This is a genomic window from Niallia sp. FSL W8-0635, from assembly GCF_038007965.1.
Taxonomy (GTDB): domain Bacteria; phylum Bacillota; class Bacilli; order Bacillales; family Cytobacillaceae; genus Niallia.
In genome coordinates, this window is sequence record NZ_JBBOYD010000001.1 from 3,797,273 (window position 1) to 3,812,528 (window position 15,256).

Annotated in this window: 13 protein-coding genes; 10 read left to right on the plus strand and 3 right to left on the minus strand. The window is 30.0% G+C overall.

Annotated features, from left to right (window positions below):
• Window positions 1-338: 338 nt before the first annotated feature.
• The gene (gene galU / locus NYE52_RS18295; protein ID WP_341194370.1) at window positions 339-1,220 is read right to left on the minus strand and encodes a UTP--glucose-1-phosphate uridylyltransferase GalU; all 882 of its coding nucleotides are present in this window, start codon (window positions 1,218-1,220) and stop codon (window positions 339-341) included.
• Between the two features lie 363 nt (window positions 1,221-1,583).
• On the opposite strand from galU, the gene tagD (NYE52_RS18300) reads away from it, so the two are divergent.
• The 10 genes from tagD (NYE52_RS18300) (at window position 1,584) to NYE52_RS18345 (ending at window position 13,342) form a co-directional block, all read left to right on the plus strand.
• On the plus strand, window positions 1,584-1,982 hold the full coding sequence (gene tagD, locus NYE52_RS18300; protein WP_341194371.1) for a glycerol-3-phosphate cytidylyltransferase: 399 nt from the start codon (window positions 1,584-1,586) through the stop codon (window positions 1,980-1,982).
• Window positions 1,975-3,168, plus strand: coding sequence for a CDP-glycerol glycerophosphotransferase family protein (locus NYE52_RS18305; RefSeq protein WP_341194372.1), 1,194 nt, complete (start codon window positions 1,975-1,977; stop codon window positions 3,166-3,168). The genes tagD (NYE52_RS18300) and NYE52_RS18305 overlap by 8 nt, the downstream gene beginning before the upstream one ends.
• A gap of 194 nt (window positions 3,169-3,362) precedes the next feature.
• The gene (gene tagD, locus NYE52_RS18310; protein WP_341194373.1) at window positions 3,363-3,758 is read left to right on the plus strand and encodes a glycerol-3-phosphate cytidylyltransferase; all 396 of its coding nucleotides are present in this window, start codon (window positions 3,363-3,365) and stop codon (window positions 3,756-3,758) included.
• 301 nt (window positions 3,759-4,059) lie between these two features.
• Window positions 4,060-6,351: a CDP-glycerol glycerophosphotransferase family protein gene (locus NYE52_RS18315; protein WP_341194374.1), complete on the plus strand. Its 2,292-nt coding sequence runs from the start codon at window positions 4,060-4,062 to the stop codon at window positions 6,349-6,351.
• On the plus strand, window positions 6,335-6,982 hold the full coding sequence (locus NYE52_RS18320) for a glycosyltransferase (protein ID WP_341194375.1): 648 nt from the start codon (window positions 6,335-6,337) through the stop codon (window positions 6,980-6,982). Before NYE52_RS18315 ends, NYE52_RS18320 begins: the two co-directional genes overlap by 17 nt.
• 175 nt (window positions 6,983-7,157) lie before the next feature.
• Window positions 7,158-8,087, plus strand: a complete 930-nt coding sequence (gene tagU, locus NYE52_RS18325; RefSeq protein WP_341194376.1) for a polyisoprenyl-teichoic acid--peptidoglycan teichoic acid transferase TagU — start codon at window positions 7,158-7,160, stop codon at window positions 8,085-8,087.
• 299 nt (window positions 8,088-8,386) lie between these two features.
• Entirely contained in the window at window positions 8,387-9,103 is a 717-nt protein-coding gene (locus NYE52_RS18330) for an IspD/TarI family cytidylyltransferase (RefSeq protein ID WP_341194377.1), read from the plus strand.
• Window positions 9,096-10,121 (plus strand): ribitol-5-phosphate dehydrogenase, encoded by a 1,026-nt coding sequence (locus NYE52_RS18335; RefSeq protein ID WP_341194378.1) that lies wholly within the window; start codon window positions 9,096-9,098, stop codon window positions 10,119-10,121. The genes NYE52_RS18330 and NYE52_RS18335 overlap by 8 nt, the downstream gene beginning before the upstream one ends.
• Before the next feature lie 134 nt (window positions 10,122-10,255).
• Entirely contained in the window at window positions 10,256-11,431 is a 1,176-nt protein-coding gene (locus NYE52_RS18340) for a CDP-glycerol glycerophosphotransferase family protein (RefSeq protein WP_341194379.1), read from the plus strand.
• Between the two features lie 18 nt (window positions 11,432-11,449).
• A complete protein-coding gene (locus NYE52_RS18345; protein WP_341194380.1) occupies window positions 11,450-13,342 on the plus strand; it encodes a CDP-glycerol glycerophosphotransferase family protein in 1,893 nt (630 codons plus the stop codon).
• A gap of 271 nt (window positions 13,343-13,613) precedes the next feature.
• Here NYE52_RS18345 and gloA2 read toward each other — a convergent pair whose 3' ends face one another.
• Both gloA2 and galE read right to left on the minus strand, forming a co-directional pair.
• On the minus strand, window positions 13,614-14,003 hold the full coding sequence (gene gloA2 / locus NYE52_RS18350) for an SMU1112c/YaeR family gloxylase I-like metalloprotein (RefSeq protein ID WP_341194381.1): 390 nt from the start codon (window positions 14,001-14,003) through the stop codon (window positions 13,614-13,616).
• Between the two features lie 97 nt (window positions 14,004-14,100).
• Entirely contained in the window at window positions 14,101-15,063 is a 963-nt protein-coding gene (gene galE / locus NYE52_RS18355) for a UDP-glucose 4-epimerase GalE (protein ID WP_341194382.1), read from the minus strand.
• Window positions 15,064-15,256: the final 193 nt, after the last annotated feature.

Sequence of the window (15,256 nt, forward strand, 5' to 3'; positions counted from 1 at the left end):
ACTCTATAATGTTAATATATATTGTCAAAAAAAAATGATTAATTGTACATTTTTTCGAAAAAGCACTATAAAATAGATATTTAGTAAGATGTGGTAATTTCAACCAATTTTCATTTTTTATAGTTAACCGGACTTTTGTACTTCTTTCTAACTTCTTATAGACTAAAAATCTTACTAGTACCTCCCGCTCTATGAATTTAAATAAGAACAAAAGCACCTTCTACTCGATACAAAGTCGAAATAGTAAGTGCTTTTAGTTGATAATATAAAAAAGAAGCTCCTGCCTATATGCATTTCGGTTCTTGTTTTGAGCATTTCGACTTAATAATTTACTCTCATTAACCTCTAACCTTTAAGCCATTTACTAAGTCTGTTAAATACAAAATTAGCTCTTCCTTTAAATCTTTTCTCTTTAAAGCAAATTCTATCGTTGTTTGTATATACCCCAATTGCTCTCCTACATCGTATCTAGTTCCCTCAAATTGATAAGCATATACTCTCTGTATTTTGTTTAGCTTCTCAATTGCATCTGTAAGTTGAATTTCTCCTCCTGTCCCTATCTGTTTTTCCTCTAGAAATCGAAATATTTCAGGAGTTAAAATATATCGGCCAATTATAGCTAAATTAGATGGAGCAGTTCCTTTAGGCGGTTTTTCAACAAATTTTTCTACTTGAAAACTTCGCCCAACTTCCTTAATTGGATCAATTATTCCATATCTATGTGTCTCAGAATCAGGTACCACTTGTACTCCAATTACAGATGAGTATGTACGATTATATTCTTTTATTAGCTGACCTAAGCATGGTTCTTTACTGTAGACAATATCATCTCCAAGCAAAACAGCAAATGGTTCATTTCCAATAAAATTTCTTGCACACCATATTGCATGACCTAGTCCTTTAGGTTCTTTTTGGCGAATATAATGTATATCTACAACTGAAGACTCTTTTACTTTAGCTAGCAAATCAAATTTTTCTTTTCCTATTAAATTCTCTTCTAGTTCATGTGCATTATCAAAATGGTCTTCAATCGCTCTTTTTCCTTTACCTGTAACAATAATTATATCTTCAATACCTGAAGCAATAGCTTCTTCAACTATATATTGAATAGTTGGCTTATCAACAATAGGAAGCATTTCTTTTGGCATAGCTTTTGTAGCTGGAAGAAATCTCGTTCCTAGCCCTGCTGCTGGAATAATTGCTTTTCTAACTTTTTTCATTATAATTCCTCCATAATTAGTTTTAAATTTTAAAATCAAAATACTTTATTGATACCTAACTTTTTTTCAATTAGATGCAACTTAATCACTCATTGGTAAATTAAAACCTTAAAAATTACTATATAAGGTTTACAATTAATAAATTTTTCATATTTCAATTCCTATAGTTTTAAAATAAAATCAGCTTTTCAATATCACAGAATACCTCTATAATTTAAGTTAACTACGGTCCAGCCGCCTTATTATATTATAATATCTACAATTAATTATTTTTTATGACCTCAATTCCTATTATTAAGTTTCATGTATAATCTTTCAAAATTTTGTTATTCTAAAATATACAAAACATTTATGGAGGAAATTATGAAGAAAGTTATTACTTATGGAACCTTTGACTTACTACATATAGGTCATATAAATATTCTAAAGAACGCCAAAAATTATGGTGATCACTTAACAGTTGGACTTTCATCAGATGAATTTAATCTATTAAAAAATAAAAAATCTTACCATAATTACGCTAATAGAAAAGCTATATTAGAGGCTATCCGTTATGTAGATCAAGTTATTCCAGAAAATGAGTGGGAGCAGAAAATTAAAGATATTGTTGATAACAAAATCAATATTTTTGTTATGGGAGACGACTGGAAAGGTAAATTTGATTATTTAAAAGAGTACTGTGAAGTAATTTACTTACCCCGCACTGTAGGTATATCTACAACTAAAATAAAGGAAGATTTTAAGGTGAACAAAAATGTTTAGAGAATTTTACATTAATTTATATTTACTATGTTTTTCTTTTTTCTTTAAAATATTTTCGCTTTTCCCCCAAACACAAAAAATTATTTTTTGTGTTTCTTTTGTTGAAAATACACATCATATACAACAGGAATTAAAAAAACAATCACCTAATACACCTTTGGTGTTTATCGCATTTAATAATACTAGTTATGATTATTTTCTTAATGAGAATAACGAAAGCAATCGTGTACTTTTATGTTCTCCCAAACGAATAAAATTTTTTTTACTTTCCATTTTCCATTTAGCTACTGCAAAAATTATTGTTGTTGACAACTATTATGGATTTTTATCAGTTACTAATTTCAAAAAAAATGTTAAGATCCTTCAAATTTGGCATGCTGTTGGAGCTATAAAAAAGTTTGGCTTAGAAGACCCTTCTATTTTTAATCGCAGTAAAAAAGCAAGGGAAAGATTCAAGAAAGTATATAACAATTTCCAATATGTCATTGTTGGATCAGATAAGATGGAAAACATATTCCAAAAAGCCTTTAAAATACATCCATCCAATTTTATTCATACAGGTATTCCTAGAACAGATCTCTTCTTTTCTCGAGATACTTTTTTAGAAATTAAAAAAGGGTTATTCGAACGTTACCCTATACTTCGAAAAAAAAAGGTTATACTTTATGCACCTACCTTTAGAAATAATAATCTTAATAAATTTACTCTACCATTTGATTTAAATCTAATGAGTAAAAAATTCAAAAGTGAATATGTTCTTATTCTTAAATTACATCCTGCAATCTCTGCAACAGGTTATAGTCATAATAATTCTGATGATTTCATTTTAGATTTGTCAAAATATCCTAAGATAAATGACTTATTATTTATTACCGATATCTTAATTACTGACTATTCTTCTATTCCTTTTGAATTTTCTTATTTTAAGAAACCAATGATATTTTTTCCTTATGATTTGAAAGAATATCAACAAGAAAGAGGTTTTTGGGAGAACTATTCTACTTTAGTTCCTGGTCCCATTGTTCAATCTACAGAAGAGTTAATATATTTTATTTCAAAAAGTGATTCAAGTTTAAGGGAAGAAGAAAATTCCCTCACTTTTCACTTAAAATGGAATAAATACTCTCAAGGAAACTCTAGTAAAAATGTCGCGGTTATACTTTTAGATTGGCTCTATGCAAATTGACTTTACTGGTATAAAGACTTACATATTTACCAAAACACCAGGAACATAGTCACTGATATATTATAAATTTTTTCCAATAATACTTGTAATACAGGATTAAAACTATTAGAATTAGTACGGTTATTCATTAATAATCTAGAATAATAATAACTTAAATAAATAACTAGATTCCTAATTTTGATAGGGGGATAAACATGAAAAAAGTAATAACCTATGGTACTTTTGATTTATTACATTGGGGACATATAAATATATTAAAAAGGGCTAAAGAATTAGGTGATTATCTAATTGTTGCAATTTCTACAGATGAATTTAATGCAATAAAAGAAAAAAAGGCCTATCACAACTATGAAAACCGAAAAATGATTTTAGAGTCAATTCGTTATGTTGATGAAGTTATTCCAGAAAATAAATGGGAACAAAAAATTGAAGATGTTATTAAACATAAAGTTGATACTTTTGTTATGGGTGACGATTGGGAAGGTAAATTTGACTTTTTAGAAGAATATTGTGAAGTAAAATACCTTCCTCGTACTGTTGGCATATCCACATCAAAAATAAAAAATGACTTATTAGAAAAAAATGCATAACTATAGAACAAATAAAAATCAACCTAAATATTACATAAAAAACTTGGTTTTTTTTAATTCAAATGGAAAAATAATAACATTTCCAAAAGCCTTTTATAAGAACTAAGCTCATACATTTCATTAATATTAATGAAATGTTTTTTCTAATTTCTCTACATTATTCTTATTATTTTATGTATAGGATTTCTGTTTAAGATTACTATAAAATCAAGTAAACATTATCGCAAATTCCAAGTTAAAAATCACACTAACACAATTTATAATATTGATTATTTATTAATTGTATGAAGGAGCAATAAATATGCAAAATCCAATTATGAAGCTATATCAAAAATACAAGAATATAAAAAAAAGTCAGCAACACATACTCAGTTTTAGAAATGGACAATCAAAAAAAATCAACGGAAATGCCATACTTTTTGAGTCGTTGCATGGAAAATCCGTTGATGGTCATATTTTTATGCTTATAAAAAGTATTAAGAAATTAAATTTACAATTAAAAGTCTACGTTGTTACGAAAAACGCAGAAGAATCTAGAATTAAATTCAGTAATTATGGAATACAGGATGTAACATTTGTTGAACATCTATCAAAAGAATATGGTTATTTATTAGCAACTTGTAAATATTTAGTTAATGATAATACATTTTATCCTTTTTTCAACAAAAGAAAAGGTCAAAAATATTATAATGTCTGGCATGGAACCCCATTGAAAACACTTGGAAAAGACATGGAAGATATTATAGGTTATTCTAATGTTCAAAGGAATTTTTTAATTTCTGATGCAATTATTGTTAGCAATTCCTATACAAAAGATATACTAATTAACTCACATAATATCGATAAAATTTATAGTGGTAAAGTTGTCGTTGCACCATCTCCTAGAAATAGTCCTTTATTTGATGAACTTATCGCAAAACAAATAAGGGAAAAGCATAATTGGCAAAACAAAAAAATGGTTATGTATATGCCGACATGGAGAGGTATAGATGGAAAGGTGGTATCTGATGATTCAAAACTTATACAAGATCTCACTTATCTATCCAATAATGTACATGAAGATACTTTAATTATTTTTAAACGTCATACAATGCAAAAAAATATAAGTCTCGATTCTATGTCCAATATCATTGAATTTCCAAATGAATATGAACTTTATCATTTTTTAAGCTGTGTTGATGTTTTAATAACAGATTATTCATCCATTATGTACGATTTCGCAAACAAAAAATCACAAATTATTTTATACACCTATGATAAAGAAGAATATTTTAGTACAAGAGGTGTATACGAAGATATTGATACCTATCCTTTTGTTCAAGTAAGTACAGTAGTAGAATTAGCAAAAGAAATCAATCATCCAACCCCAAATATTAAATATAACAATTTCGTAGAGAAGTTCTGCTCTTTAGATAATAAAGATGGTTCTGAAATCCTATTTGATTATATGCTGAATGATAAAAAAAATGAGTATATCCAAGAAATCTCTATAAGAAATGATAAAGAAAATGTATTCATTTTCTGCGGAGGGCTGTGGGATAACGGTATCACAACAGCATTATTAAACACATTGGAAGCAATTGATACCACTAAAAGAAATTACGTACTAGTATTTGGCAAAGGAAAAATGAAAGAGCAATATAAGTTTAGATTAAAATCACTACCTGAAAATATCCAATATTATCCAATACCAGGTATCTCTATAAACAGCCTAATGGAAAGAGTTATTTATAAAAGATATTTAAACAAAGAAAATCATAGTAATTTCGAAAATAAGGTCGTTAGTAATATTTTCAAAAGAGAAATAAGAAGAATATTTGGAGCTACCGATTTAGATTGGTTTATTCATTATACCGGTTTTGATAGAAAATACGCTGAATTAATAACCTATTTACCATGTAAAACAATGATCTTTGTTCACACTGATATGTTTGAGGATTATAAAAATAAAAAGAATTACAATAGAGCTATTTTATATAAAGCATATAGAGCTGTGAATAAAATTGTATTAGTAAATGAAAATCTTAGAAACGGTTTTGTTGAAAACCTTCCAGATGTATCTAATAAACTTGAAGTAATGAATAACTTTTTAGGTGAAGATAGAATCCGAAATTTAGGAAAGCAAGGATTGTTTTCCTCCTTACAGAACGTTAGGTTCCATTACGTTAATAGTAAAAATTATTTGCCAGATCCAGTTCAACGTTTTAAAAGCCAATCACCAAGACAAAGTCATCATTTCCTTGAGGCTTATGAAAACTCGATTAATGAATATAAAGATTCCATCTCAAAACATACAGATGATCCATATATAGTTAATGAATTACTATCATCTAATAAAGTTAATGAAGTAATTCTCACAAATGCAAAGAAAAAATATTTATCATCCATATTTCCATACCGTGAAAAACTTATTAACGAAATTTCAAATACATTAAATCCCGAGGATGAATCCATTATTCATCATGTAAATAAAGTATTGTATGAAAGAGCGAAAATAATAGAAACAGCTGAAATGTTTCCTTATACGATAAATATAATTAATGAGTATCAAAATGAAATAATGGAGGAAAAAAGTAATGCACACTCTGAGTAATGAAGAAACTAGTTCATCTATCCTTAGGGATAATGACAATACAAGAATGATTTATTCTTTACAGCACCTACTAGAAAATTTTGGTGTATCAAAAACTCGATTAATCAATGATTTATTTGATCCAAATATCCTTACGTATATTAATATTGGAAGGTTTGACAAACAAAAGGGTCATGATAGACTAATTCGAGCTTTTGAAAGTTATAATGAGGAGTTTAATAATTCAAGATTATTAATTGTTGCACCTTATGGACCAATAAAAAAAGAAACAATTGAACAGGTGAAAAAATCACCTGTTGCGGAAAATATCTACTTGTTAGGAAGAATGAATAATCCTTACCCCCTTCTTTCTTTTGTTGATGCGTTTGTATTATCCTCCTATTATGAGGGATTAGGTCTAGTTGTTTATGAAGCACTCGCACTAGATAAACAAGTGATTACAGTAAATTTAGATACTACAATGAAATACTTACAAAATAAAGAAGTCATTTCTGTTGATAATAGTGAAGGCGGGATTTTGAATGGATTTCTTGCTTTTCATAACGGTTATAGAACAAAAAATAAGTTTGATTTTCAACAATATAAAAATAATTGTATTAACGAGTTTGAAGCATTATTTAATAACAAATAGTTTTTCTTTTTTCACTTTATAATCTGATTAAATATCTGCCCTATTCTAATATTAAAAAAAGCAAAATTTATTTATTAATTAATTTTTATTTAGACATATAAATCCATACCTTTTTCTGCTATTCTTTAAATTAGCTTTATCATTTTTTGTCAAGATATGGGGGTTATTGTTAATTATGAGGTCTGATAAGCCTAAACGTAAAAAGAAAAAATGGTTACGAATAACAGGAATTGTACTTTTACTTCTCTTAATCGGAATTGGCGCTTATGTATTCACTGTATATAAATCCTTAACTGATGCTGTAGATACAATGCATGTTCCAGTTGATAGAGTGACAGAGAAAAGAACGGATACATTAAATTTAACTAAAAAAGAACCATTTTCCGTTTTAATGCTAGGTGTAGATGAACGAGAAGGTGACAGAGGTCGATCAGATACGATGATCGTCTTAACTGTAAATCCAGAAAAAAAATCAGTGAAAATGCTTAGTATTCCTCGAGATACTCGTACAGAAATAGTTGGACATGGTACAACAGATAAAATTAACCATGCATACGCATTTGGCGGTGTCGCAATGTCTATGGATACTGTTGAGAACTTCTTAGATATACCAATTGATTATTATATGCAAATTAATATGGAAGGCTTTAAAGACATTGTCGATGCAGTTGGTGGTGTGACTGTCAATAATGATTTAGACTTTACTTATAGTGGAGTACACTTTCCAGAAGGTCAAATTACATTAGATGGAGAAGATGCACTTAAATTTTCACGAATGAGAAAAGAAGATCCTCGTGGTGACTTTGGTCGACAACTTCGCCAACGATTAATCATTCAAGCTGTTATAAAAGAAGGTGCTAGCCTTAACTCTTTAACCAACTTTGATGACATCTTTGATGCTCTCGGAAAAAATGTAAAAACAAATATTACATTTAATGACATGGTAGATATCCAAAAAAATTATAAGAGCGCTGCAGGTAATATTGAGCAGTTTAGCATTGAAGGTACAGGGCAAACAATTAATAAAGTATGGTATTTAGTTGTCTCTGATGCGGAGAAAACAGAGATTCAAAATAAATTAAAAGATCATTTAGATATAAAATAAGGTAAAGGGCATAATAGCCCTTTATCTTATTTTTCTATAGGAGTAAATTCCTAATAAGAACACTATATTATCACTTGTAGAAAAAGAAGATGTTTTATTTGGGCATTCTAATTAATAAGTGAGATTAATCCAACTATACCGTCAAAATACCATAAGTATTACGTTTCCTTTAAATCCTAGGCAATTTGTTGAAATGACTCGAAAAGAAGTGTATATTAAGTTTGATTTATGTAAATTATTAATTACAAAAAAAATATAAACAACTGGAAATATTAAGTACGTTAAAGGAGTATTAAATTATGATATATGCTGAAATACTTGCTGGTGGTAAAGGAACAAGAATGGGAAATGTAAGTATGCCAAAACAATTCCTTCCATTAAATGACAAACCTATCATTATTCATACCATCGAGAAATTTTTATTAAATGATCAGTTCGAAAAAATCATCATTGCTTCACCAAAGGAATGGATTAATTACACGAATGATATTATTAATAAATTTATCGATAAGCGTGACCGTTTAGTTGTAATAGAAGGTGGAGAAGATAGAAATGGAACCATTATGAATGGTATTAAATATGTAGAGGATACATTTGGATTATTCCATGATGATATCCTTGTAACCCATGATTCCGTTCGTCCTTTTATTACACATCGTATAATAGAAGAAAATATTCAATATGGTCTTGAATTTGGTGCTGTTGATACGGTTATTTCCGCTATTGATACAATTGTCGAATCAGAGGATGGTGAATCAATTTCTAATATCCCTGTTCGCGATTTTATGTACCAAGGACAAACACCACAAACATTTAATATGCAGATGCTGAAAGAGCACTATTATTCCCTGTCTTCCGAGCAGAAGGCTATTCTTTCTGATGCATGTAAGATTTGTGTCTTGAAAGGAGAAAAAGTGAAGCTCGTTACTGGTGAAGTATTTAATATTAAAATTACTACACCTTACGATTTAAAAGTAGCAAACGCTATTATTCAGGAGAGTATAAACCATGATTAATCAAGTATATCGTCTTGTTTCTCCAAGACAATTTGAAGTCACCTATCAAGATTTCTCATTAAAATCTGATATGATTGTCGTTCGACCAACTCACCTTTCTATTTGTAACGCGGATCAACGTTATTATACAGGATCCCGCGGAAAAGAGACGATGGCAAAAAAACTTCCTATGGCCTTGATTCATGAAGGAATTGGTAAGGTTGTCTATGATCCTAAAGGGGAATTCGCTAATGGAACAAAAGTGGTAATGGTTCCTAACGACCCTAAGGAAGAAGATCCTTTTATAGCTGAGAACTATTTACGCTCAAGTCGCTTCCGATCTAGTGGTTATGATGGATTTATGCAAGATTATGTCTTTTTAAATAGGGACCGTTTAGTAGAAATTCCAGAAAGTATGAATCCATATGTGGCAGCTTTTACAGAGCTTATCACAATTGCCATGCATTCTATCACTAGGTTTGAATCAAGATCACATAAACGTCGCAATACCTTTGGGGTTTGGGGCGATGGAAATTTAGGATTTATTATGTCATTAATACTAAAGAAAAAGTATCCTGAGAGCAAAGTCATTTCTTTTGGGAAAACCCAGTACAAGCTAGATCGCTTCTCTTTTGTAGATGAAAGCTATTTAATAGATGAGATTCCTGATTCCATAGAAATTGATCATGCATTTGAATGTGTTGGTGGATTAGGTAGCCAATATGCTATTGATCAAAGTATTGATTTAATTGTTCCCGAAGGTTCTATTTCCATTCTCGGCGTTTCTGAATACCCTGTAGAAATTAACACAAGAATGATTTTAGAAAAAGGAATTACCATGATTGGAAGCAGCAGAAGCGGTCGTATTGATTTTCAAGACACGGTGAATTTATATAAAGAATATCCAGATATTGTTGATTACTTTTCCACACTTGTTGGGGAAGTTCAAACTGTAACATCTATTCAATCCATCATTGAAGCTTTTGAAAAAGATTTAACATCTTCATGGGGAAAAACAATTATGGAATGGAAAATTTAAAGAGAATAAAAGAAAACTTCCATCATTGGGAGTTTTCCCTTCTCCCCACTGATGGTTAATTGAACCATTTAGACCTTTACGGACAACTAAAGTGGGGTATGTTGAAATCAATAGATTAGAAAGGTAGATTGTTTTTGAATAACTTAAAATTACTACCTACTGTTTTATCAAAATTCTGTTTTCAATTTGCTTATTTATTTTTTTGTTTCTTTTTTAAAGTAGACGAAAAAAAAATAACTTTTGCTTCCTCACGTTCAAACGAAATAAACGGAAATTTGGAATATATTTACAAGGAATTCAAAAAAAGAGATACTCATTTCAAATTGGTAAAAACTTTTTTTAAAATAAATAGCTCCTTTCTTGGTAAGATTCATTATTTTTTTCATACAATAAAAGAATGTTATCATCTAGCAACATCTAAATACTTTATTATTGATGATTATCATTATTTAATTTATTTGATAAAACCTAGAAAAGGAACGGAGATAATTCAACTTTGGCATGCTTGTGGTGCATTTAAAAAGTTTGGAATGAGTTTAGTTGGAAAACGTTATGGACCAAGCCTAGATTATTTAAAAACTGTAAAAATCCATTCCAACTATTCCAGAGTTTATGTAAGTTCTTCTGAGGTTATTCCTTATTATGCAGAAGCCTTTGATATGAGTGAATCACAAATCTTCCCTTTAGGTGTTCCAAGAACAGATTATTTCTTTGAAAATCATCGAAAGGAAGAAGTATTAACAAAATTAGTTAACAAAGTAGGCTCAATAAAGAATAAACAAATAATACTATATGCGCCAACATTTCGAGGAAAAAGTTATCAACAGGATGCCTTTGAATGTCCAATTGATTTTAGAATACTGAAAGAACAACTTAAAACAGACACTATCTTTTTGGTACACTTACATCCATACATGTCATCTTCTTTCCATGTAGAAGATGAATATAAAAATTTTATTGTTCATATAAAAGATGACTTTACCATTGAAGAGTTACTATTAATTTCTCATGTTCTTATAACAGATTATTCCTCTATTATTTTTGACTATAGTTTATTGAATAAACCTGCTGCATTCTTTGCTCATGATTTAAAAGAATATATGCAGGAACGCGATTTTTATTATGAATATGAATCATTAGTACCTGGACCTATTTTCTCAAATACAGAGAAACTTGCAAAATGGTTAAATGATGGACAATTTAATCAAGAAAAAATGACTTCATTTAAAAATAAATTCTTTGATTACACAGACGGGAACACTTCTAAAAGAATTGTTTCACATTTGCTCCATTCCATTAATGATTTATGAAGTTAAGGAGATATTAGCATGCTAAGAAAGATTGTTCGAAAGTTAAAAAGAAGAAAAGCTTCTTCTAACGCGTCAGGACCAATCGTCCGTGACGAGTTAGAATTCAGTATTGATAAGCCCGTTCAAATAACTGAAGATCGCATTATCATTCAAAAGGAAAAAATAAGTGAATCCCTACCTGTGCTTAATGAAATCGCAGGAAAAATGGAAGAACATATTCCACATCGTAAAATAACCCAATTAAATTGGAATGGGCCAATTATGGAAATCGAAGGCTATTTTTACTTAGAGAATGTTTCCATGAAGAATGAGGATCTAGTTAAAAAGCGTTTGATCTTATTAAGTACTAGTGGTTTAAAGGTTTCTATCCCTTTACAGGATGTTCTTGTAAAAGAGATAAAAACAAATGATTCTATTGATAATAAATATAGTTGGGCAGGCTTTCGCTCTAAAGTTAACTTTGCAACCATTACATCCCATAATAGACCACTACCTGAGGAAGACTATCGCTTATTTTTAGAATTAGAAGTACATGTACTAGGTGATAAAGTATATAAAAAGTCATTTCCTTTAGGAAATATTGAGCATTTTCTTGATAATGGCTTCCATTCTGCAAAAATGGAGTATTTTACTGCCAAAAAGGAAATGAAGTACAATCTTTTAGCTACATATGATTTACCATTAAAAACATTAAAAATTACCTCATCAAAGCTAAAGGATTTAGATCCTTCAGTAATGGGATTAGATGCGGATTTAAAGCAACGTGGGGTTGTTTATCGTGTTGTATATAAATGGTGCTTTTCTTTAACATACAAATTGTGTAAGTTATTACCTTTACAAACAAGAAAGATTATTTTTGCATCTGATAGTAGAAGTGAAATGAGTGGAAACTTCCAATTTGTATACGATGAATTACTTAGAAGAAATTTAAACTATGACTACCATCTTCTCTTAAAAAAAGGAGTAGATGAAAAAAAGAATTACCGAGAAATATTCAGCTTAGCATATCATTTAGCTACAGCAAAATTTATTATTCTTGATGATTTTTATCCAATGATCTATCCACTTACTATTAGAAAAAATGCAGAATTAATCCAATTATGGCATGCGGTTGGTGCCTTTAAAACGTTTGGATTTAGTCGCTTAGGACGTCCAGGTGGACCTTCGCCAAAATCAAAAAACCATCGGAATTATACAAAAGCCATTGTTAGCTCTCATAATGTTGCTAAGCATTATGCAGAAGGATTCGGAATTGATATAGAAAATGTCATTCCAACAGGTATTCCAAGAACAGATGTCTTTTTCGATAAAGACTATCAAGAAGAAGTAAGAAATAACCTATACGAAGAATTTCCATTTTTAAAAGGAAAAAAAGTAATCACATTTGCCCCTACTTTCCGTGGAAATGGACAAATGTCAGCTCACTATCCAATGGAAGTATTAAATTTGGAAAAGCTATATAACGAATTGAAGGATGAGTATGTATTTCTATTTAAAATTCATCCATTTGTAAAAAATGAATTTAGTATTCCTTATCAATTTAGTGATTTCTTTTACGATTTTTCTTCCTATCGAGAAATCAATGATTTATTATTCATTACGGATATCTTAATTACTGATTATTCATCTGTATGTTTTGAGTATGCTCTATTAAATAAACCAATGATATTCTTTGCGTACGATGTAGAAGAATATGTACGAACTCGTGACTTCTACTATGACTATCATTCCTTTATTCCTGGACCACTTGCTAAAACGACAGAAAGAATGATCGACATTATTCAAAAAGAAGATTTTAAAATGGAGAAAATAGAGCCTTTCGTTAAATACTTCTTCGATGATTTAGACGGCAAAGCCACGGAACGTGTGGTTGATCAGCTTATTATCAATAACTTTAATGAATTAACTTAAAATATAAGCCCCCTTAGTTTACTTGCTAAGGGGGCTTATTAAGTATCGCCCGACATTTCTCGGGAAATACTTGTCAGCTTTTGTTGATAATTTTGGTGTTTTCAATGAAAATAAACGCGGTATATATATACTACAAGGAATAAATAGTAGAAAGGATGATAAATATGAAAATAAAAGCTGGAAGCTGGAGATTACTAAGTGCTCAAGATAAGCAGTTTATTTTACAAACCGTTTGTACCCTTTCTCAATATAAAGGAAAGGCTCATGCTAATTAGACCTCATACAATTCAATAGGTAACCCATCAGGATCTGCAAAAAATGTAAACTTTTTGGCCGTAATTGGATCGATCCGAATTTCTTCAACTCTTATATTATTCGATTGTAAATACTGTACAGTATCTTCTATATTATTCACTTCAAACGCAATATGACGTAAGCCAGCTGCCTCAGGATAACTCGGTCTTTTCTTTGGATTTGGAAAGGAAAATAGTTCAATTTGATAGCTATCATTTACCAAGAGATCTAGCTTATAGGACTCTCTTTCTTCCCTATATATTTCATTTATTGGTGAAAAACCTAATAGATTAACATAAAACTCTTTAGAAACTTTGTAATTGCTACAAATGATAGCTATATGATGAATACGATTTACCTTAAACATGTATAGTACCCCTTTTGTTTAGAATAGATTGACAAGCTAATATATAAACATTTACTAGAAAAAAGCGAAGAAATACATCATTTCTTCGCCACTCCTATTATTTATTATGCCATTTCCAGGCACTTTCAATAATTGTCTCTAAGCCTCTTTCTGCTTTCCAGCCAAGTTCGCTGAATATCTTCTCTGAAGAAGCAACTAATCTTGCTGGGTCTCCTGCTCTTCTATCACTAAGGATGACATTGGCTTCTCTACCAGTAACCTTTTCACACATTTCAATTACTTGCTTAACAGAATAGCCTACTCCATTGCCAAGATTATATGTTTCTGCTTCTTTTGTTTCCTTTAATAGAGCTTCTAGCGCTGCTATATGGGCATTTGCTAAGTCTGTAACATGAATATAATCTCGGATGCATGTTCCATCTTCTGTAGGATAATCTGTGCCAAATACAGAAATAGACTCTCTCTCTCCTAATAATTGTTGAAGGATAATTGGAATTAAATGCGTTTCAGGATTATGATTTTCCCCAATCTCACCAGATACATGGGCACCTGCTGCGTTGAAATAGCGCAACACAACATAATGAAGCCCATAAGCCGAATGGAAATCAGCTAAAATTTGTTCAACCATTAGCTTTGATCTACCATAAGGGTTGATAGGAGATGTTACCGAGCTTTCTAAAATAATTTCCTCTTTAGGAATTCCATATGTAGCTGCGGTTGAAGAGAAAATAAAATTTTTGACATTATGTTTTAACATGACATTTAATAATGTTAATGTATTTGCAACATTGTTTTCATAATATTTATATGGATCTTGAACAGATTCGCCAACTAAACTATATGCTGCAAAGTGCATGACTGCTTTAATTGGATACTTAGTGAAAATCGATTCTAAATCTTCGACATTCCCTAAATCACCCTTCACAAAAACCGCACGGGAATCCACTGCCTCCTCATGACCAGTAGCAAGATTATCTAATACTACCACTTCTTCTTTTTCCACTAATTCTTTTACTAGATGGCTTCCAATATAGCCAGCTCCACCTACTACTAAAATCATATATAATTCTCCTTTAATTTTCGTTTTATACTCTTTCTTATATTATCACATTTTTTACCAATATTATCTCATAATGATTAATTTACTTTATCTCCGAGAAGGATATTTTGTACTACTCTCCTATCTAATCTCCAAAAAATAAGAATAGAAATTCATTATACTTTACTAATACTCTATCACTTTTTCAGATTAA